Source organism: Allobosea sp. P1_B10 (assembly GCF_056406735.1).
In genome coordinates this window covers 87,659-105,847 of sequence record NZ_JBFTZP010000007.1, presented here as the reverse complement: position 1 = coordinate 105,847, position 18,189 = coordinate 87,659, and the positions used below count along the sequence as shown (strand labels likewise).

The window sequence follows — 18,189 nt, the reverse complement described above, 5'->3', positions numbered from 1 at the left end:
GCTGTGAGGATCGACACGCAATGCCCGACAATACGCCCCAGAAGACCTCTCCTTCCTACCGGCTCGCCGCGACCGACCCGGATTTCCTGCTCGGCGATTCGACGCGGGGCGCCCGCTTCATGCTCGAATACCAGAAGGCGGAGGACCACCTGCGCGCGAAGGGCATCGTCTCGACCATCGTCGTGTTCGGCTCCGCCCGCGTGCGCGAGGGCGATCGCTGGTACGAGGCCGCGCGCGCCTTCGCCCGCATCGCCTCGGAGCGCGGCGGTGCGCTGGCGCAACGCGAGGCCGGTCGCAACCATGTCATCGCCACCGGCGGCGGGCCCGGCATCATGGAGGCCGCCAATCGCGGCGCCACGGAAGCGGGCGCGGTCTCGATCGGCTTCAACATCACCCTGCCCCACGAGCAGGATCCCAATGCCTGGTCGACGCCGGAACTGACCTTCCGCTTCCACTATTTCGCGATGCGCAAGATGCATCTGGCGATGCGGGCAGCGGCGCTCGTCGTGTTTCCCGGCGGGTTCGGGACGCTCGACGAATTATTCGAGATCATGACACTGACCCAGACCGGCAAAATGTCGCCGGTGCCGATCGTGCTTTACGACAGCGCCTTCTGGAAGGGCCTGCTCAACCTCGACACGATGGCGCAGGCCGGCTTCATCCGCCCCGAGGACCTCAAGCTGTTCTGCCATGCCGACACGCCCGAGGAGGCCTATGCCCGCATCGTGGAGGGCGCTGGCGAGGGCTGGACCCCGGCAGCCAAGGACAGCGTGCAGACCTGAACCGTCATCGCGAGGAGCGAAAGCGACGAAGCGATCCAGCAGGCTCAGAGCGACATCCTGGATTGCTTCGCTTCGCTCGCAATGACGTCACAGCAGACGCCCAAACGAAAAAGGCCGGCATCGCTGCCGGCCTTTTCCATATCCGTAAAGCTTCAGTCGCCTCAGGCGGCTTTGGCTTCCACAGCCGCGAGGGCTGCCTTGACGGTCTCGACCACGGCGGTGAACGCCGCTGCGTCGTCGATCGCCATCGCCGAAAGGGTCTTGCGGTCCAGCTCCAGGCCGGCCTTGTGCAGGCCGTTGATGAAGGCCGAATATGTCAGGTCGTGCTCACGCACCGCAGCGTTGAGGCGCTGGATCCAGAGCGCGCGGAACGAGCGCTTCCGGTTCTTGCGGTCGCGATAGGCATACTGCATCGAACGATCGACGGCCGCCTTGGCGGCGCGGATCGTATTCTTGCGACGGCCGTAAAAGCCCTTCGCAGCCTTGAGTGTCTTCTTGTGCTTGGCATGGGACGTTACGCCCCGTTTCACGCGAGCCATGTTTGATCTCCGGAAAGGTTAGGGGGCGTCAGCCGTTGGGGAGGAAGTACTTCTTCACGTTGGCCGCATCGCCCTCGAAGAGGACGTTGGTGCCGCGGTGATTGCGGAGCTGCTTGTTGGTCCGCTTGATCATCCCGTGACGCTTGCCAGCCTGGGCGTAGAGCACCTTGCCGGTTCCGGTGATTTTGAAGCGCTTCTTGGCGCTCGACTTCGTCTTAATCTTGGGCATTTCAGCTCCTCAATGGTCGCGAGCGCGCGAATTGCGCCGCTTCAATTTTGCTTTTTCAAGATTGGCTCTTGGGGAAGCAAAGTACGACCGCCACGGCAGCCCTTATCAGCCGGGCGATCGAAGGCCGGGCATATGACAGAAAAGGCGTCCGCTGGCAAGCATTGTGGCGACATGGCTGGGGATGGTGAGGTTTCCAGCGCCGCCCCAGCCCTGATACAGGATCCCAGCCTGTTCAGCATCACCTCATTGCCGATTTGCTGGAACAGAGCTCTGGCGAGCCAGCGCCAGACGCCCCCAAGAGGACTTCACGTGACACATCACATCGTCAACTTTGCCGTCGGCGCCGTGCTCGCCGTCGTCGCCAGCGCCCCCGCCTTCGCGCAATAGACCCTCGACAAGATCAAGCAGCGCGGCCAGATCGTCTGCGGCACCAGCGAAGGTGTTCCCGGCTTCTCGCTGCAGGACGCCAAGGGTGTCTGGCAGGGTTTTGACACCGACATCTGCCGTGCGCTGGCAGCTGCGGTCTTCAACGACCAGGACAAGGCGTCATATCTCTCGCTGTCGAGCAAGAACCGCCTCGTGGCGCTGCAGAGCGGCGAGATCGACGTGCTCGCGCGCACCACGACCTGGACGCTGAGCCGCGACATCGGACAGGGCGTCGCCTTCACCGCCGTGAACTATTATGACGGCCAGGGCTTCATCGTCCGCAAGAAGCTCAACATCGCCAAGGTGAAGCAGCTTGACGGCGCCTCGATCTGCGTCGCGCAGGGCACCACGACCGAGCTCAACCTCGCCGATTACGGCCGCACCAACGGCATCAAATTCGAGACCGTCGCCTTCGCCACGCTCGACGACACCGTGCAGGCTTACGAGGCCGGCCGCTGCGACGCCTACACCACCGATCTGTCCTCGCTGGCCGGCACGCGCGGCAAGCTGAAGGTGCCCGAGGAGCATGTCCTGCTCGAGGACGTCATCTCGAAGGAGCCGCTCGGCCCCTGGGTCCGCAAGGGCGACGCCGCCTGGTTCGACATCGTGCGCTGGACCGTATTCGCGATGGTCAATGCCGAGGAACTCGGCGTGACCAAGGCCAATGTCGACGAGATGCTGGCCTCGAAAAACCCGGAAGTCCGCCGCCTCCTCGGCGTCGAAGGCAAGTTCGGCGAGAGCATGGGCCTGAGCAATGACTGGGTCGTGCGGATCATCAAGGCTGTCGGCAACTATGGCGAGAGCTTCGACCGGCATCTGGGTCCCAACTCGATCAACCCGCAACCGCGCAGCCTGAACCGGCTGTGGACGCAAGGCGGTATCCAGTTCGCCCCGCCTGTGCGCTGAGCGAATCGCCGGCTCTGCGGAGCGGCATAGCGATCGAGGGCGGGCGCGCTGTGGTGCGCCCGCCCTCTTCTTTGGCCTGGAGTGTGCGGTGCGTGGCGAGTTCAGACGCGCTCGATACGCTTGAGCGCCTCGAAATGCTTTTCCGACTGGAAGACCAGTACCTGGTTCCAGTCCCGCGCCGTCGCCTCGATCTGGGCCTGGGGAATCAGCTTGAGCGGCCGGCCCGTCGACATGGCCAGCACCTGCTGGCGGCAGGCGCGCTCGAGGAAGAACAGGTCGTCGAAGGCGACAGCGACCGACGGCCCGCCGATGGTGACGCCGTGATGGGCCAGGAAGATGATGTCTGCGTCGTCAGCGCCCTTGTTGGCGGCGACGATCGCTTCGCCCTCGCTGGCGTCGAGCGCCAGCCCGCCGAAATGATCGACATAGTGGGTACGGCCATAGAAGCGGCAGGCCGTCTGGTGAGCCATCTCGAGCCGGCCGCCCTCGACCATGGTCAGCGCGGTGGCATGGGGCATGTGGACATGCAGCACCGCGACATGGCGCGGATTGGCCTTGTGTGCGGCGACATGGATGTTGCGCGCGGTGGGCTCGACCTCGCCCTCGCCTTCAAGCACCTCGCCATGCTGGTCGATCATCAGCAGGTCCGAGGGGCGCATCTCGGACCAGTGCACGCCATAGGGGTTGATCAGGTAGCGCGGCCGGCCGTCGGGGCCCTCAGGCAGGGCGACCGAGAAGTGATTGCAGATGCCCTCGTTCAACTCGAATTTCGCGGCCAGCCGCAAGGCGGCGGCAAGATCGCGGCGTTGATTCGTCATGCTGGGCGCGGTCACGGGCGGGATCCCTCGATGGAAAGCTGCCTGATCGAAGCATCGCTGGCCCAGACATGACAAGGCCCGGCACTGGGGCCGGGCCTGATCGGAATCGCATGACGCCGTAACGCCTTACTTGGGAGCGAGAACCATGACCATCTGGCGGCCTTCGAGCTGCCAGTCGCTCTCAACCTTGGCGATGTCGACAAGGTCGGCCTTGACGCGCTCGAGCACCTTCACGCCGAGATCCTGGTGAGCCATTTCACGGCCGCGGAAGCGCAGGGTGACCTTCACCTTGTCGCCTTCGTCGAAGAAGCCATGCATGGCCTTCATCTTCACTTCGTAGTCGTGCTTGTCGATGCCCGGCCGAAGCTTGATTTCCTTGATCTCGATGGTGCGCTGCTTTTTGCGCGCCTCGGCAGCCTTCTTCTGCTCCAGAAAGCGGAAGCGACCGTAGTCGAGGATCTTACAGACCGGCGGCTCGGAATTGGGGGAGATCTCGACCAGGTCGAGACCAGCATCCTCGGCAATCTTGAGCGCCTCGAAGAACGAGACCACGCCACGGTTGGCGCCGGTATCGTCGATGAGCTGGACATCACGGACGCCGCGGATGTCGCGGTTCGACCGCGGGCCGTCTTTGGTCGGGGTCGGTGCAGCACGGAATGGACGACGAATGGGGGTATTCTCCTGTGTTCGGCGGACTGGGCGCCGGTGAGCAGACACATTGCACAAAGATGGGCATTGTCAATCAAAACACGACCGCGAAAGCGTCCGCGACCGAAACATCTGTCAGTTAAACAGGCCAGGACGCGGCAGGTTTCGCCGGTCGCAGGCTATTTGCCGAGCAGGGCACAGTAGACGTCGAGCGTGTCCGCGACCATGGTCTCCAGCGAAAAATGCCGTTCGACATGGCGGCGCGCCCGCATGGCCAGCGCATCGCGGGCCGATGGCCGCATCGCAAGCGCCTCGCCGAGGCTCGCTGCGAGCGCGGCCGCGTCGCCGGGCGGGACCCGCCAGCCGGTCCGCTCGGACGGCAGAACCTGCGGCGGAGCCAGCACGGTCTCAGGCACGGCGCCGAGATCGGACACCACGACAGGCGCGCCCATTGCCTGCGCTTCGACCGCGACACGGCCGAAGGCCTCGGGCTCGGTCGAAGGCATGGTCACCACGGCCGACGCGAGCAGGGCAGCCGGCATGTCGGCGCAATGCCCGACGCGCTTGACGCGACCTTCCAGCCCCGCCTTCGCAATCTGTTGGTCGAGTTCCTTTACGTAGCCGTCGCGACCCTGTGCATCTCCGGCCAGGATGAAGGCTGTATCGCTATCGCCACCATCGCGCAGGATGCGCGCGGCCTCGATCAGGATGCGTTGGCCCTTCCAGCCTGTCAGCCGGCCCGGCAACAGCACGATGCGCTGGTGCGGCTCGACTTTCCACGCAGCGCGCAGCGCCTGGACACGCTCGGTGCCTACGATGCCGGGCGCGAATGCGGAAAAGTCCGTGCCGCGATGCACGACCCGGATGCGATCCCGGGCGAAGGCGTGCTTGGCCAGGATCAGTTCGCCGGTGTAGCCGGAGTTGGCGATCACGACGTCGCCACGCGCCATCACCGAATTATAGAGCGTCTTGACCGCCGAACGGCCGGCATAGGAACCGTGATAGGTCGTCACGAAGGGCAGCTTCAGCATCCGCGCCGTCGCCAGAGCCACCCAGGCCGGGGCACGCGAGCGCGCATGGATGAGCTGGACGCCCTCATGCCGGCACAGAAGCGCGAGGCGGCGGACGTTCACCGCCATCGAGAAGGGGTTCTTGGAGGCCGCGGGGAATGGCAGCCAGACGCCGCCCTTGGCCTGCAGCTCCGCGACCAGCCGGCCGCCCTCAGTGGCAACCAGCGCGCGCGCGCCGACATCGGTCAGGCCCTTGGCGATATCGACCGCGGTCCGCTCTGCGCCACCCGCGTCGAGATCGGGAATGATCTGCAGGATCGTGCGGCCGCTGAGCGGATGGGTTTCGGTCGAGGGCAACGACAAATGCGCGCCGGGCTTGAAGGACATGCTCACCGTTTTCAGAGAACTCTTTCTGGCTGATCGTCATACGACCACGTGCGCTGCGCGGGCGCAGCCTATATTCGCCTGAGGCGAGAGATTCGTCACAGGAGATTTGGCGTGGAGCGAGAGCAACCGCAATGGCTGGATGTCGGAAACGGCGCTGATCGACGCCGAATCGCCGTTCTGATGCAGCCCGGCGCCGGCGCGCCCGTTGTCTGGCTCGGCGGCTTCCGCTCCGACATGCGCGCGACCAAGGCCGAGGCCCTGGCGCAATGGGCGCGCGAGGCGAAGCGGGGCTTCCTGCGATTCGACTATGCCGGACACGGCGAATCGGAAGTCCGCGACAGCGCCGGCGGCGACTTCGCGCGCTGGACGCTCTCGCATTGGCTGGAGGATGCGCTCGCCGCCATCACCGCCCACTGCCAGGCGCCGCCTGTCCTGGTGGGCTCGTCGATGGGCGGCTGGATAGCCCTGCTCGCCGCGCGAAAACTGCTCGGCACCCCTTACGCGCCAGCAGGCCTGGTGCTGATCGCGCCCGCCGTCGACTTCTCGGAGGAACTGATGTGGGCTCAGATGCCGGAGTCGATACGAGAGACGATCCTCAACGAGGGCGTCTGGCAGAGGCCGTCCGAGTATTCACCAGAGCCCACGCCGATCACGCGCGCTCTGATCGAGGATGGCCGCCGCCACATGATGTTCGGAAGCGATATCCGGACGGGTTGCCCCGTCCATATCCTGCAGGGCATGGCCGACCCCGACGTGCCCTGGCAGCATTCGGTCAAGCTGGTCAAGCACCTGTCGGGCGATCCCGTCCTGCTGACGCTGATCAAGGATGGAGATCACCGCCTCTCGACACCGGCCGACATCGAGCGGCTGCGCGATGCGGTCGCGAAGATCGCGACCGCCGCCTAGAGGCTGGCCTCAGTGGACACTGACCATCTTGAGGTCGTGTTCCCAGGCATTGGCGGTCGCCGCATCGCGCGAATCGGTCACGAGGATCGGCGCGCCATCGGCCGAGAGCAGAGCGAACAGCTTCAGGCCGGGCTGGATTTCCGGAGCCTGCGGGAATATCCGCACGATCTCCTCCGAGGTCATCGGCTTGAGATAGGCGACCTCGCCGGTGCCGAGAGCGGCGAATTCGGCCGGGGTCAGCGGATTCGTCTGGATAAAGGTCCTGTCAGTCATCGCGCCCTCCTTCAGAGCAGTGCGAGTTCCGGGCTTCTCAAGATAAGCCCTCAAAAGTGAACGGAAGCACAAAGCCTGATTTGCGTCCGCTTTCGCCGTTCAGTCCCGGCTGATGATATCGATACGCCGGATCAGGCGTTCTGGTTCCGGTCGGACCAGATCAATGGCGAGCAAGCCGTTGGAGAGATCCGCCCCCATCACCTGCATGCCTTCGGCCAGCAGGAAGCTGCGCTGGAACTGCCTGGCGGCGATGCCGCGATGCAGGAACTGCCGGCTCTTGTCGTCGAGCTGACGGCCGCGAATGGTGAGCTGATTCTCTTCCAGCGTGATTTCGAGTTGCTCGCGCGCAAATCCCGCAACCGCCAGCGTGATCCGGAGTTTGTCAGGCTCGTCGTCGGTGCGAGGCATCCGCTCGATGTTATAGGGCGGATAGCCCTCGCTGGCACCTTTGGTGACGCGGTCAAGCGCGCGCTCGATATCATCGAAGCCGAGCAGGAATGGATGCGATAAACTCGGCGTACGCGTCATGCCCTAGTCCTTGCCGAAGCCCTCGAGAGGCGCTTCCACAATCGTCCGGGGCCCGCTTGCTTGCAGCACCCCGCCCGCGAAAGGCGAACCCTCCCGCGTGATCCCGATATGGCGAGACCGCGTTGCCTGTTCAAGAGGAAGCGCGACGCCTGTCTCGACACGAAAATGATGAGGGACGAAGGTGGCTTCTCGTCCGGTGGTACAGCCACCCCGGCTTGAACGGGGGACCTCTAGATCCACAATCTAGCGCTCTAACCAACTGAGCTATGGCTGCCCGGTACACCGGCGTGCTGGCGTCAACAAATCGTGACATCCCCAGCGGCGCGGAACCTAGTTCCGACACGGCGTGAATGCAACTGGGTAATCACTGCAAATCGGGGAAAACCTGAGATGCCGTGAAATGGGCTGTTTTCACCTCTTGCGCAGCGAGGCGCTGGCGACCTGCGCGAGTTCCTTGAGATGGGCCGCATAGGCCTCGTAGCCGCGGCGCACGGCCTTGGCCTGGAGGGCAACAGCATCGGCGGCGCTGTCGCTGCGCGCCAGGGTCTCGGCCTCGCCAAGGGTGGCCTTGAGCTCGGCGCAGGCATGGTCAAGCATGCGGGCCTGCATCGCGCCCACGGTCCGCGCAAAGCTCAGCGCCTGCGTCATCAGGGTGGCGCCGGCAAGCGTGGCGAATTCCGGTGGCTTAGGCATTGCCTGCGCCAGCGCGGCGACGAGTGGCGGGGCCGCCTTGACCGTGGCTTTTGTGGCCTCGACCGATGCGGCAACCGCCTTCTGAGCGCTATCGGCTGCCTTTTCGACCATCGCGGTGCCCGCGGCGACGACTGACTTGATCGCGACCGGCTTCACCAGAACGGGCTCCAAAGCGGCACTGCGCGGCGCGGCGAGCTTTGGAGCCGCAGTTTTAGCAACAGGCGCCTTGGCAACGCTGGTCTTGGCAGCGCTGGCCTTGGCGGGGCTGGTCTTGGCCACGCGCGTCTTGGCAACCGGGGTGCGGGCCAGCGAGGTCCCTGCCAGGCTTGCAGGCGGCTTTGCTGAGGTTGCGACCGGAGCAGGCTTGGGCGCCGGAGGCACGGCAACAGAGGGAGCGCTTTTGGCGGCCTCAACCTTCACTGGGGCGGGAGCGACAGCAACAGCGGGGGCCGAAACGGCTTTCAGCAGCGGCGGCACGGGCTTGGGAGCCTCGGGGGCGCGTGAGTACGTCGCAGCGGGCGGCACCGGAGAGGCCTCTGCAGGCTTGACCTCGACTGGTCTGGTTACGGCCGGAGGCGTGGCAACTGCGGCCGTCTCGACGGGCTTGCTATCAAGCACCTTCAGATCGGGAGCCTTGATATCGGCGGACCTGATATCCGCAGGCTTGGCTTCGACCGACTTTGCCTCAAAAGGCTTGGCCTCGACCGGCTTGTCTTCGACCGGCTTGATTTCCGCCAGCTTGGGAGCGGGCTGTTCCGCCGGCGCGGTGCCGGAGAGAGCCTTGATCGGAGCCAGGCTCACGGGCGGTTTGGCATTCGTCTTTGTCGGCACGGGCTTGACCATCACGATCCTCCATCAACGGTGCAAACGGGCGTTAGGCAAAGCAGTCCGGCCGGAGCTGATGTCCGGCCGCCTCAATCACTGGCGGGGGAGCTGATGTACACCCCGCTCCGAATCACTTCGTCTTCGTCGCCTTGGTGACCGACTCGGCCGCCTTGCTCGCCACATCCTGAACGGCCGAGCCCATCTCCTTGAGCTGGGTCTGGAGCGAAGCCATCTGGGTCTTCACGAATTCGGACTGGTGCTGCATGACCTCTGTCAGGTCCTTGGACTTCACCAATTTCTGCGCGAGTTCGAAGGCTGCAGCGACATTGTTCTCGGCATAGCTCATCGCCTTGCGCGTGACGTCCTGCGCATTGGCGCGTGCCGTTTCGGCGGAGCCATGGGCGGTATCTACGGCCTTCTGGGCCGCGCCGATGAAGCCATCGAAGGCCTTTCGGGCCTGATCTACGCTCTTTTCGGCGAATTCACGCATTTCGGTCGGGACTTCGTAGGGGATCTTGCCATTCATTGGAACGTCCTCCTGCATCTGACGGCTCGTGAAAATCCGGCGGTCATTGTGCAGTGCAATATCATTTTTGCAGTGCAATGACAATTCCGGCCTCGTCGGATGCCGAACCGCCGTTAACGCTGTTTCGACGAGACGCGAGACGAAGCCCGCGGTTCCATGGATTTGCGATCGTTTGAGGGGTATTAAAGTTTTGTTAGCCATGATGGCTTGCATTGGACAAACAAGCAGGCGGGCATGAACGAAGCCAGACGGAACTGGGCAGATTTGGGCGCGGAAGCGGGACGGGATGCGGGATTCGCGTCCTACGTGACCGGCGGCGCACTGCTGCTTTGGGACGTCGAGGCCAACCGCCCGGGATTTATTGATTCGGGCGCACGGGCTCTACTGGGTGCCGATGCCCTCTCGGTCACCCTGCCCGGCCCGACCCGGCATCGGCTCGCCTTGCTTGCCGGCGGACTCGCACCGCGAGACGGCGTCCGGCTCGAGCGCCTGCGCCTGACGGCGGGCTTTGCCGCCAGCATGATCACCTGCGGCTGCAAGCTCATCCCGACGGCCGATGGTGGCACCGTCCTGGCGGTTGCAGTCCCGGCCGCCGAGCTGCGCCGGCTGGGCGTCGTCGTGCCGGCCTCGGACGTGCAGCCGGCGGTCGCTGCCCCTGCGCCTCTCGCTGTGACCGAAGCCCCTGCCCCGCCTGCGCCGCGCCGCAGCCAGCTGCGATTCCTGTGGACCAGCGATGCCCCCGGCCGCCTGAGCAGCGTCTCGCCCGATATCGCCGAACTCGCAGGCCCCGATGCGGCCGCCACGCTGGTCGGCAGGACCTGGGCCGAACTGGTCAGCCGCATCCTGATCGACCGCGACGGCGGGCTGGCAAAGCGCTTCGAGACCGGGACGACCTGGAGCGGACATCGCGTGCTCTGGAAAACCGACACGCCCGGCGAAGGCGCGCGCGTCGAGCTCTCCGGCGTGCCTGTCCTCGATGCTGCTCGCCAGATCAGCGGCTATCGCGGGTTCGGCCTTGCCCGGTTGACCGAGCGCGAGCCGTTCTTGGTCGCCGAGCCTGATATCGACGAGCAGATCGCGCCACCAGCCAGCGCGCCGACGCAGGAGGCGACCGCATCGCAGGTGCAGCCTGCTATCGACGAGCCGCCGGCCATAGTGGATCCGGAAGTCATCTCGCCAGCGGGCGACGAATCGGCGCTCACCGCCGAGAGCGAGGCCGAAGCAGCGCGCCCAGTCGGTTCGGCTGAGCCCCTGCCTGCCGAAATCGCGCTGCACGATGAGGTACTCGCAGAGGACACCGATAGCGTCGACGCTCCCGCTTTGGAGAACGAGGCGGAGCTGGAAGCGGATTCCGTCGAGCCTGAGCTCGAATCGGAATCCGCCGACCACCTTGCCCAGGACGATGAGCCTGACGCGGGCGCGGACGAGGCCGCCGAGAGCTTTGCCAACGATCTGGCGGAGCCGCTGGAGCCTGCACCGGAGCCGCCCCCGATTCCGGGTGCCAATATCGTGCCGCTGCGTAACGGGCACTTCGGTGCGGTCCGACCCGTGCTCGAGCCCTCGAAGCCGAATCTCAGCACGGCCGAGCGCAACGCATTCCGCGAGATCGCCAAGGCGCTGGGTGCCCGCATTGCCGGCGACGACGAGATTTCCCCGCGCCTGCCGCCCGCCGCGCCGCTGCGCCTGAAGGATACCGACGAGCCCCGCAAGGCTCCGTCGCGCCCCCTGCAGGACGACGCAGTGGCGCCCGCGACGGAGGCATCGACCGCCATCGCCGAGGAGGCTGCTGCCGAGGCTGCGCGCCGGCGTTTGCCGAATTCGCACGCCGACGTGCTCGACCGGCTGCCGATCGCGGTTCTGGTCAACCGCGGCGACGAGGCGCTCTACGCCAACCGCACCCTGCTCGACCTGCTCGACTATGCCGATCTCGCCGATCTCACGGCCGGCGGCGGTGTCAGCCGCCTGATCAAGGAAGCCACCCGCACAGATGGCGGGCCGATGATCCTGATCGACCGTCGCGGCCATCTGGTGAGTGTCGACGCCGTGCTGTCGAGCCTGCCCTGGCATGGCGAAGCCGCCACGCTGATGGCCTTCCGCCACCCCGATGGCGGCGGCGAGGTCAGGGTGATGACGCCCGAGGAGGCGGAAGACGCCGAGCTCGCGGCCGAATTCGAAGCCGAGGACGCCGAGAGCGCGGCGCGCGTCGATGCCTTGCGCCTCGACCTCGATGTCCGGACATCGCGCATCAGCGAGCTCGTCGCGATGCTCGACACGGCGACCGACGGCGTCGTCACGGTTGACGAGCGTGGGCGCATCCTGTCGCTCAACAAGACCGCCGAGGCACTGTTCGGCTATGACCAGCGCGAGGTCACGGGCGAACTGTTCACGCTGCTTTTCGCCGCCGAAAGCCACTCGCCGGCGCTCGACTATCTCGAAGGCCTGAAGGGCGGCGGCGTCGCCTCGGTGATGAATGACGGGCGCGAGGTCATCGGCCGCGTGCGGCAGGGCGGCAAGATCCCGCTGTTCATGACAATGGGCCAGATCGCGGATGCCCCCGAGCGGCGTTTCTGCGCCGTGCTGCGCGACATCACCGCCTGGAAGAAGACCGAGGGCGAACTCGTCGAGGCGCGCAAAGCGGCCGAAAAGGCCAGCGCTCAGAAGTCCGACGTGCTCGCCAAGATCAGCCATGAGATCCGCACGCCGCTCAACGCCATCATCGGCTTTGCGGAGGTGATGGCAGAAGAGCGCTTCGGGCCGATCGCGAACGAACGCTACAAGGAATACCTGCGCGACATCCACCAGTCGGGCGGCTACGTCATCAGCCTCGTGAACGACCTGCTGGACCTCGCCAAGATCGAGGCCGGCAAGCTCGACCTCGACTTCGTCAGCGTCAACCTCAACGAGATCGCGCTCTCGGCGGTCGCCCTGCTCCAGCCGGAGGCCAATCGCGGCCGTGTCGTGCTGCGCTCCGGGCTGTCCCCGAAACTGCCGCCCGTCGTCGCCGACCAGCGCTCGATCCGGCAGATCGTGATCAACCTGCTCTCAAATGCGGTGAAATTCACAGATGCAGGCGGACAGGTCATCGTTTCGACCGCGCTTGGTGACCAGGGCGAGGCGATCCTGCGGGTGCGCGACACCGGCATCGGCATGGATGACCACGAGATCGCCCTGGCGCTGGAGCCCTTCCGCCAGGTGCCGACGACACGGCGCTCGGGCGGCACCGGCCTTGGTCTGCCGCTGACCAAGGCGTTGGTCGAGGCCAACCGTGCCGCCATGGCGATTACCAGCGTCAAGAAGGAAGGCACGCTGGTCGAGATCACCTTCCCGCCGCAGCGTGTCCTGGCGGGCTGATCGCACCGGCCTGCTCCGTTGGTGAAGCCAGACCCGGCAAACCGCGCGGAGAATGTTGACAGTTGTTAAGGAACTGTCGCCCTACAATGGCGCGTTCGCCATTTGTGGGCTGCCCCAGTCATGCCGACAGCTCAGTCACGCACTCCTTCGGGCTTGGCCGTCTCGGCAGAGAAGCAGTTACGTCGCCGCTTCTGGCTCGCCATCGCACTGGTGACGTTCTGCTCGCTGGTTCTCGGTCTCTCGCTCATCGCCGGGCATAACCGGGAGCTCAGATCGGCCCATGAGAGCCTGAAGCGCCTGACTGACCTGCGAACCGTCTTCGATGCGGCCAACCGCATCTCAGCAGAACGCGGCCCGGGCAATGCCGTGCTCGGCGAGCCCCCGGCGCCAGACAGCCCTTCCCTGCGCAGACTGCGCCAGTTCCGCGCCGCCAGCGACGAGGCGCTGTCGCGCGTAACGGCTATTCCCGAGGTCGGACATGCAGCGAGGGAGCCGGCCCGGGCCTTGGCCGCCGCCCGCCTGGATATCGACAGGCTCGCCGCGCTGCCGCTCGAAGCGCGCGACGAGGCACGGATCCAGGCCGCCATCGAGGCGATGTTCGGGGTCTATGACGTCACCCAGGGGCTGGTCGAAACGGCCATGACGACATTGCTGAGCGACCACGGCAGCGACCTGGTCGGGCGAGCCATGGTGGCGCGGATGCTCAGCGAACTCCGCGAACATGCAGGGCGGCTAGGCTCGCATCTCATTCCGGGGATCGCGCGCCAGCAGCCGCTCAGCCCGGAACGCCGCGCCGCGTTCGAGGCGACGCGCGGCCGCGTACTGGAACTGTGGTTGCTGATCCGCCAGCAGATATCCGCAAGCGCCGACCCCGCTGTGACGAGCGCCCGGAAGGCCGTGAGCGAACGCTTCTTCGGCGGCGGGATGGACCTGCTGGAGAGGCTGCTCAAGGCTGGGGGCACCGGCCAGTACGGCACGACCCCGGCTGCGTTCACGACAGAAATCGTGGCGACCTTCGCTCCTCTCGAGCAACTGCGAGATGCCTTCCTGAACGCAGAGCTTTCCAAGCTCGAAGCCGCCCATGCGCGCGCCCTGCAATCGCTCTGGCTCGTCGCCACGGTGACGGGCGCGCTGATCCTGTTCGAGCTGTTGCTGCTCATCCTGAGCGAGCGCCTGTTGTTCCAGCCTCTGCTGGCGGCGCGGAGCCGGATCATCACCCTCGCTGACGGCAAGGTGGACGAGCCCGCAGCCCATCGCGCGGCCAAGGGCGAGATGCGCGCCCTTTTCGACGCGCTGGAGGTGCTGAGGCAACGCCTGATCGAGCGTGATGCGCTCGACATCGAGCGTGCGGCGCTGACAAAGACCCTGAAGCAGCAGGCCGATATCGACGGCCTCACCGGTATCCTGAACCGGGGCGCGCTGGACCGCCTGGCGGCCGATCTGGCGACGGTGGATGGCGGCCCGGAGCAGATCGGGCTGATCCTGCTCGATCTCGATCACTTCAAGATGATCAATGACAGCTTCGGTCATGCCGCCGGCGACGAGGTGCTCAAGGAGGTCGCGCGGCGGCTGAAGCAGGGCGTCCGGCCCGGCGACTCCGTCGCCCGGTTCGGCGGCGAGGAGTTCGCCGTGCTGCTGGTCGAGAACAGCAGCGAGGCGCCACACGACATCGCGGAGCGCCTCCGGAATGCGCTGCAGTCCAGCGCGTTCAAGCTCGGCCCCGGGGAAAACCTGGTGGTCACCGCGAGCTTCGGCGTTGCCGCCCTGCCGAACCGGCCCGGGAGTTGGGTCGACCTCGTCGCCAACGCCGACCGCGCGCTCTATGCCGCCAAGGCAGCCGGCCGCAATCGCGTGATCGACAACGGACTGGCCGCCTGACGCACAGTCCTTTTCGGATCTCTCACCAAAGCAGGGCGCGGACGCGTCGCGCGAATTGGCGGCCGGCGCGGCTGTCTCTATGGTGCGCGCGTTGCCTTTCTTTCCTCCGCCTCCGCCCGAAAGCACCGACATGACCCTGACCATCTATGGCTGCTACCGCTCGCGCGCCTCGCGCAATATCTGGCTGGCAAACGAACTCGGCCTCGCGTTCACGCATGTCCCGGTGATCCAGGTCTACCGCCTGCCCGACCCCAAGGCGGCCGATGCGCCCGTGCACACGCAGAGCCCGGATTTCCTCAAGATCAACCCCAACGGCCAGATCCCGGCGATCGACGATGACGGCTTCAAGCTCTCGGAATCGCTGGCGATCAATCTCTATCTCGCGCGCAAGCATGGCGGGCCGCTTGCGCCGCGAAATGCGCAGGAAGAGGGCCAGGCGGTAATGTGGTCGCTGTGGGCGGCGACGGCCTGCGAGGGCCACGCCCTGAACATCCAGTACCATGCCGCGGCCTATCCGGCCGAGAAGCGCAAGCCTGAACTGGTGACCGCAGCGCGCGAGGCCCTGAAGACGCCGTTTGCGGTGCTCGACAAGGCCCTCGCCGAGGGCGGCGGCTTCGTCATGGGCGGACGCTTCACGGTGGCCGACATCAACGTCGCCGAGATCATGCGCTACGCCAAGCCGGCACCCGACCTGTTCGAGGCCGCTCCGCATGTGAAGGCCTGGCTCGACGCCTGTCAGGCGCGACCCGCCTTTGTGGCGATGTGGCAGGCGCGGGACGCCGAGGCGGCCTGACGGAAAACGGGTGGCGCGGACGCCGCTTGGCGCCTAGTCCGATGGCCCGGAGAGCAGCCGCGCTCCGAATCCATTCGGCGGGACCACCGGCATGAGCGCGCCATCTTCCTCCCCTACGGCGATGGGCACGCGCGAGTGGATCCTGCTCGTCGTGCTCTCGCTCCTGTGGGGCGGTTCCTTCTTCTTCGGCAAGGTGGCGGTGGCTCAGTGGCCACCGCTCATGGTCGTGCTGTCCCGCGTCAGCCTGGCCGCGGCGACGCTCTATCTCGTGCTGCGGGCGCGCGGTCTCGACATGGCAGTCGGGCGCCGGATGTGGCTCGCCTTCTTTGCGATGGGGCTCCTCAACAATCTGATCCCGTTCAGCCTGATCTTCTGGGGCCAGACCCAGATCGAGAGCGGGCTCTCGGCCATTCTCAACGCCACGACGCCCGTGTTCGGCGTCATCGTGGCGCATGTCTTCGGAACCAATGAGAAGGCGACGCCCCTCAAGCTCGGCGGCGTGCTGGCCGGCCTCGTCGGCGTGGCGATCCTGATGGGTCCCGACGCGCTCGGCGGGCTCGGCGGCGCGCTGCTGCCTCAACTCGCCTGCCTCGGGGCCGCACTCTCCTACGGTTTTGCCGGCCTTTACGGCCGAAGGTTCCGCGAGTTGCCGCCGCTGGTGACCGCGACGGGCCAACTCACCGCGACAACCGCGATGTCCCTGCCGCTCGTCCTGCTGGTCAATCCCCCCTGGACCCTGCCCCTCCCCTCTTTGACGGTCGCCGCGGCCCTGATGGCGCTGGCGCTGGCCTCGACGGCACTCGCCTATGTCATCTTCTTCGAGATCATGCGGAAGGCCGGCGGCGGCAACGCCATGCTGGTGACCTTCCTGGTTCCGGTCAGCGCGATCCTGCTCGGCGTCGGAATCCTCGGGGAGGCGCTGCTGCCGCGACATTTCCTCGGGATGGCCGCGATCTTCATCGGCCTCGCCCTGATTGACGGGCGGCTGTTTCGCCGTAGAAAACCGGCTCGACATCCCGCGGTGAATTAGACTTAGCGTTTATTGCCAATAGATTATGAATTGCTCTAGTGTCGCTTTGACGGCGCCCCGCGCCATGGGCCACGATAATAACTGGAAGATGTTGGGCAAACCGACACGCCACAGGGGAGCGAACGAGCAGAATGGATGTCAGGCAACTGCGATGTTTCATCGCGGTGGCGGAAGAGCTGCATTTCGGCCGAGCGGCTGAACGTCTCGGCCTCGCCCCACCCGCGCTGTCTCGTCAAATCAGCGCGCTGGAAGACGAACTCGGCGTCGCCCTCTTCACCCGCACGACGCGCCAGGTCGCTCTGACGCGGGCGGGGCTGATTATGCTGGAGGAAGCCAAGGGCATCCTGGTCAAGATGGAGCATGCCTCGCGCTCCGTCCGTGCCGCCTCCCTCGCCTCGGGCAAGGTCCTGCGCATCGGCGCCATCGACGCGGCGTCGTCGAGCTTCGTGCCCGATGCCCTGGTGACTTTCCGCGAGCAGTTTCCGGGAATCGAGATCAAGTTCGTCGAGGCGATGACGGCGCCGCTGATCCAGATGCTGGAGGCAGGCAAGCTCGACCTCGCTCTGACCCGCCCGCCCCGCAAGCCGACGGACTGCGCCTTCGAAGTGCTTCGGGTCGAGCGGCCGATCGTTGTGCTGAACGAGAATCACCCGCTCGCCCAGCGCGACCACCTGTCGATGCTCGATCTCGTCGGCGAGCCCTTCATCGTCCCCTCCAAGCGCAGCCGGCCCTTCGCCTACGACCTCGTGATGTCCTATTTCGAGAGCGTCGGCTCGGTTCCCAATGTCAGCATCGAGGCGACAGAGAAGCCGGCAATGATGTCGGCGGTGGCTGCAGGGCTCGGCATGGCTCTGGCGCCCGACTGGGTGACACGGCTCAGCTTTCCCGGTGTCACGATGCGTCGCCTGCGCGGCGCGCTGCTCGATCCGCCGCCGCCCGGCGCATTGGTCGGCATCGCCTGGCGCCCGCAGCAGAAGCTCAGCGCCCGCGACGACTTCCTCGCGATCCTACGCGAAAGCGTCACCCTGATCGACGAACGCCAGGACCTGCCGTTCGCCATACCTGCAACAAAGATGAAACGAGCCGCCGGCACGGTCGGGGCGGAGCTTGGAGGAGCTTGATGAGTCTCAATCAAATCGAACGGTCGCAGGGCATACGTGTCCGATCCTCCCAGGACCTCGCCGGCGGCCTTTTCATGATCCTGCTCGCGGCCATCGCCTTCGGCCTGTCCTACGAGCTTCCGATGGGCACGTTGCGCCAGCTCGGCCCGGGCATGCTGCCCAAGGCCTTCGCCGCGATCTGTGCCGCGCTCGGCGCGCTGCTGGCGCTGTCGAGCCTGCGCTACCATGGCGAGCAGCTCTCCGGCTGGTCCTGGCGGGGCGTGCTGTTCGTGCTCGGCGCAGCCTGTGTCTTCGCGCTGTGCATCCGCGGATTCTCGTTCGGGCCGATCCATGTGCCCCAGCTCGGCCTGGCCGTGGCCGGCCCGCTCGTCATCCTGATTTCGGGACTGGCGGCCGATGACTACCGTCCCAAGGAACTCGTCATCTTCGCGGTGGTGATGAGCACGGCCTGCGCGCTGCTGTTCAAATATGCGCTGTCGCTGCCGATCCCGCTCGCGCCCTGGCTGCTGGGAATCTGATC

General features: G+C 65.9%; 18 protein-coding genes and 1 tRNA gene. 9 read left to right on the top strand and 10 right to left on the bottom strand.

Going from position 1 to position 18,189, the window contains the following annotated elements; translation table 11 throughout:
• The first annotated feature begins 20 nt into the window (after positions 1 to 20).
• Positions 21 to 782, top strand: a complete 762-nt coding sequence (locus AC1D2L_RS16065; RefSeq protein WP_476846887.1) for an LOG family protein — start codon at positions 21 to 23, stop codon at positions 780 to 782.
• Between the two features lie 161 nt (positions 783 to 943).
• On the opposite strand, the gene rplT is transcribed toward AC1D2L_RS16065, so the two are convergent.
• Together rplT and rpmI are read right to left on the bottom strand one after the other, a co-directional pair.
• Positions 944 to 1,321 carry a 50S ribosomal protein L20 gene (gene rplT / locus AC1D2L_RS16060; protein WP_476846886.1) on the bottom strand — a complete coding sequence of 126 codons (378 nt, stop codon included), beginning with the start codon at positions 1,319 to 1,321 and terminating at the stop codon, positions 944 to 946.
• 28 nt (positions 1,322 to 1,349) lie between these two features.
• Positions 1,350 to 1,550 (bottom strand): 50S ribosomal protein L35, encoded by a 201-nt coding sequence (gene rpmI, locus AC1D2L_RS16055; protein ID WP_066609790.1) that lies wholly within the window; start codon positions 1,548 to 1,550, stop codon positions 1,350 to 1,352.
• A gap of 399 nt (positions 1,551 to 1,949) precedes the next feature.
• Between rpmI and AC1D2L_RS16050 the strand changes: the two genes are divergently transcribed.
• The gene (locus AC1D2L_RS16050; protein ID WP_476847002.1) at positions 1,950 to 2,882 is read left to right on the top strand and encodes an amino acid ABC transporter substrate-binding protein; all 933 of its coding nucleotides are present in this window, start codon (positions 1,950 to 1,952) and stop codon (positions 2,880 to 2,882) included.
• A gap of 101 nt (positions 2,883 to 2,983) precedes the next feature.
• Here the strand turns inward: AC1D2L_RS16050 and AC1D2L_RS16045 are convergent, their stop codons facing one another.
• From AC1D2L_RS16045 to AC1D2L_RS16035, 3 genes are all read right to left on the bottom strand, one after another.
• Positions 2,984 to 3,715 carry an aldolase gene (locus AC1D2L_RS16045; protein WP_476846885.1) on the bottom strand — a complete coding sequence of 244 codons (732 nt, stop codon included), beginning with the start codon at positions 3,713 to 3,715 and terminating at the stop codon, positions 2,984 to 2,986.
• A gap of 111 nt (positions 3,716 to 3,826) precedes the next feature.
• Positions 3,827 to 4,369: a translation initiation factor IF-3 gene (infC, locus tag AC1D2L_RS16040; RefSeq protein WP_476847001.1), complete on the bottom strand. Its 543-nt coding sequence runs from the start codon at positions 4,367 to 4,369 to the stop codon at positions 3,827 to 3,829.
• Between the two features lie 158 nt (positions 4,370 to 4,527).
• Positions 4,528 to 5,745 carry a glycosyltransferase family 4 protein gene (locus AC1D2L_RS16035; protein WP_476846884.1) on the bottom strand — a complete coding sequence of 406 codons (1,218 nt, stop codon included), beginning with the start codon at positions 5,743 to 5,745 and terminating at the stop codon, positions 4,528 to 4,530.
• Between the two features lie 180 nt (positions 5,746 to 5,925).
• Between AC1D2L_RS16035 and AC1D2L_RS16030 the strand changes: the two genes are divergently transcribed.
• Positions 5,926 to 6,651 carry an alpha/beta hydrolase gene (locus AC1D2L_RS16030; RefSeq protein WP_476847000.1) on the top strand — a complete coding sequence of 242 codons (726 nt, stop codon included), beginning with the start codon at positions 5,926 to 5,928 and terminating at the stop codon, positions 6,649 to 6,651.
• Positions 6,652 to 6,660: 9 nt separating this feature from the next.
• Here AC1D2L_RS16030 and AC1D2L_RS16025 read toward each other — a convergent pair whose 3' ends face one another.
• The 5 genes from AC1D2L_RS16025 to AC1D2L_RS16005 all read right to left on the bottom strand — a co-directional run bounded on the left by AC1D2L_RS16025 (position 6,661) and on the right by AC1D2L_RS16005 (position 9,496).
• Positions 6,661 to 6,924: a BQ00720 family protein gene (locus tag AC1D2L_RS16025; protein WP_476846883.1), complete on the bottom strand. Its 264-nt coding sequence runs from the start codon at positions 6,922 to 6,924 to the stop codon at positions 6,661 to 6,663.
• A 99-nt stretch (positions 6,925 to 7,023) separates the two neighbouring features.
• Positions 7,024 to 7,452: an Hsp20 family protein gene (locus tag AC1D2L_RS16020; protein WP_476846882.1), complete on the bottom strand. Its 429-nt coding sequence runs from the start codon at positions 7,450 to 7,452 to the stop codon at positions 7,024 to 7,026.
• A 197-nt stretch (positions 7,453 to 7,649) separates the two neighbouring features.
• A tRNA-His gene (locus AC1D2L_RS16015) sits at positions 7,650 to 7,726 on the bottom strand.
• A 137-nt stretch (positions 7,727 to 7,863) separates the two neighbouring features.
• Positions 7,864 to 8,988 (bottom strand): hypothetical protein, encoded by a 1,125-nt coding sequence (locus AC1D2L_RS16010; RefSeq protein ID WP_476846881.1) that lies wholly within the window; start codon positions 8,986 to 8,988, stop codon positions 7,864 to 7,866.
• 112 nt (positions 8,989 to 9,100) lie between these two features.
• On the bottom strand, positions 9,101 to 9,496 hold the full coding sequence (locus AC1D2L_RS16005; RefSeq protein ID WP_476846880.1) for a phasin: 396 nt from the start codon (positions 9,494 to 9,496) through the stop codon (positions 9,101 to 9,103).
• Between the two features lie 234 nt (positions 9,497 to 9,730).
• Here AC1D2L_RS16005 and AC1D2L_RS16000 point away from each other — a divergent pair, with 234 nt between their 5' ends.
• The 6 genes from AC1D2L_RS16000 (at position 9,731) to AC1D2L_RS15975 (ending at position 18,187) form a co-directional block, all read left to right on the top strand.
• Positions 9,731 to 12,847, top strand: coding sequence for a PAS domain-containing sensor histidine kinase (locus tag AC1D2L_RS16000; protein WP_476846879.1), 3,117 nt, complete (start codon positions 9,731 to 9,733; stop codon positions 12,845 to 12,847).
• A 120-nt stretch (positions 12,848 to 12,967) separates the two neighbouring features.
• Positions 12,968 to 14,725, top strand: coding sequence for a GGDEF domain-containing protein (locus tag AC1D2L_RS15995; RefSeq protein WP_476846878.1), 1,758 nt, complete (start codon positions 12,968 to 12,970; stop codon positions 14,723 to 14,725).
• Between the two features lie 130 nt (positions 14,726 to 14,855).
• A complete protein-coding gene (locus tag AC1D2L_RS15990) occupies positions 14,856 to 15,518 on the top strand; it encodes a glutathione S-transferase family protein (RefSeq protein ID WP_476846877.1) in 663 nt (220 codons plus the stop codon).
• A 91-nt stretch (positions 15,519 to 15,609) separates the two neighbouring features.
• On the top strand, positions 15,610 to 16,548 hold the full coding sequence (locus AC1D2L_RS15985) for a DMT family transporter (RefSeq protein ID WP_476846876.1): 939 nt from the start codon (positions 15,610 to 15,612) through the stop codon (positions 16,546 to 16,548).
• A gap of 131 nt (positions 16,549 to 16,679) precedes the next feature.
• Positions 16,680 to 17,669, top strand: coding sequence for a LysR family transcriptional regulator (locus tag AC1D2L_RS15980; protein ID WP_476846875.1), 990 nt, complete (start codon positions 16,680 to 16,682; stop codon positions 17,667 to 17,669).
• Positions 17,669 to 18,187: a tripartite tricarboxylate transporter TctB family protein gene (locus AC1D2L_RS15975; protein WP_476846874.1), complete on the top strand. Its 519-nt coding sequence runs from the start codon at positions 17,669 to 17,671 to the stop codon at positions 18,185 to 18,187. Before AC1D2L_RS15980 ends, AC1D2L_RS15975 begins: the two co-directional genes overlap by 1 nt.
• The last annotated feature ends 2 nt before the right edge of the window (positions 18,188 to 18,189 follow it).

Coding starts and splice junctions, on each gene's coding strand:
- rplT (WP_476846886.1), bottom strand. CDS start 1,321: ATGGCTCGCGTGAAACGGGGCGTAACGTCCCATGCCAAGCACAAGAAG.
- AC1D2L_RS16035 (WP_476846884.1), bottom strand. CDS start 5,745: ATGTCCTTCAAGCCCGGCGCGCATTTGTCGTTGCCCTCGACCGAAACC.
- AC1D2L_RS15990 (WP_476846877.1), top strand. CDS start 14,856: ATGACCCTGACCATCTATGGCTGCTACCGCTCGCGCGCCTCGCGCAAT.
- AC1D2L_RS16030 (WP_476847000.1), top strand. CDS start 5,926: ATGCAGCCCGGCGCCGGCGCGCCCGTTGTCTGGCTCGGCGGCTTCCGC.
- AC1D2L_RS16065 (WP_476846887.1), top strand. CDS start 21: ATGCCCGACAATACGCCCCAGAAGACCTCTCCTTCCTACCGGCTCGCC.
- AC1D2L_RS15980 (WP_476846875.1), top strand. CDS start 16,680: ATGGATGTCAGGCAACTGCGATGTTTCATCGCGGTGGCGGAAGAGCTG.
- AC1D2L_RS15975 (WP_476846874.1), top strand. CDS start 17,669: ATGAGTCTCAATCAAATCGAACGGTCGCAGGGCATACGTGTCCGATCC.
- rpmI (WP_066609790.1), bottom strand. CDS start 1,550: ATGCCCAAGATTAAGACGAAGTCGAGCGCCAAGAAGCGCTTCAAAATC.
- AC1D2L_RS16025 (WP_476846883.1), bottom strand. CDS start 6,924: ATGACTGACAGGACCTTTATCCAGACGAATCCGCTGACCCCGGCCGAA.
- AC1D2L_RS16005 (WP_476846880.1), bottom strand. CDS start 9,496: ATGAATGGCAAGATCCCCTACGAAGTCCCGACCGAAATGCGTGAATTC.
- AC1D2L_RS16000 (WP_476846879.1), top strand. CDS start 9,731: ATGAACGAAGCCAGACGGAACTGGGCAGATTTGGGCGCGGAAGCGGGA.
- AC1D2L_RS16010 (WP_476846881.1), bottom strand. CDS start 8,988: ATGGTCAAGCCCGTGCCGACAAAGACGAATGCCAAACCGCCCGTGAGC.
- AC1D2L_RS16020 (WP_476846882.1), bottom strand. CDS start 7,452: ATGACGCGTACGCCGAGTTTATCGCATCCATTCCTGCTCGGCTTCGAT.
- AC1D2L_RS15985 (WP_476846876.1), top strand. CDS start 15,610: ATGAGCGCGCCATCTTCCTCCCCTACGGCGATGGGCACGCGCGAGTGG.
- AC1D2L_RS15995 (WP_476846878.1), top strand. CDS start 12,968: ATGCCGACAGCTCAGTCACGCACTCCTTCGGGCTTGGCCGTCTCGGCA.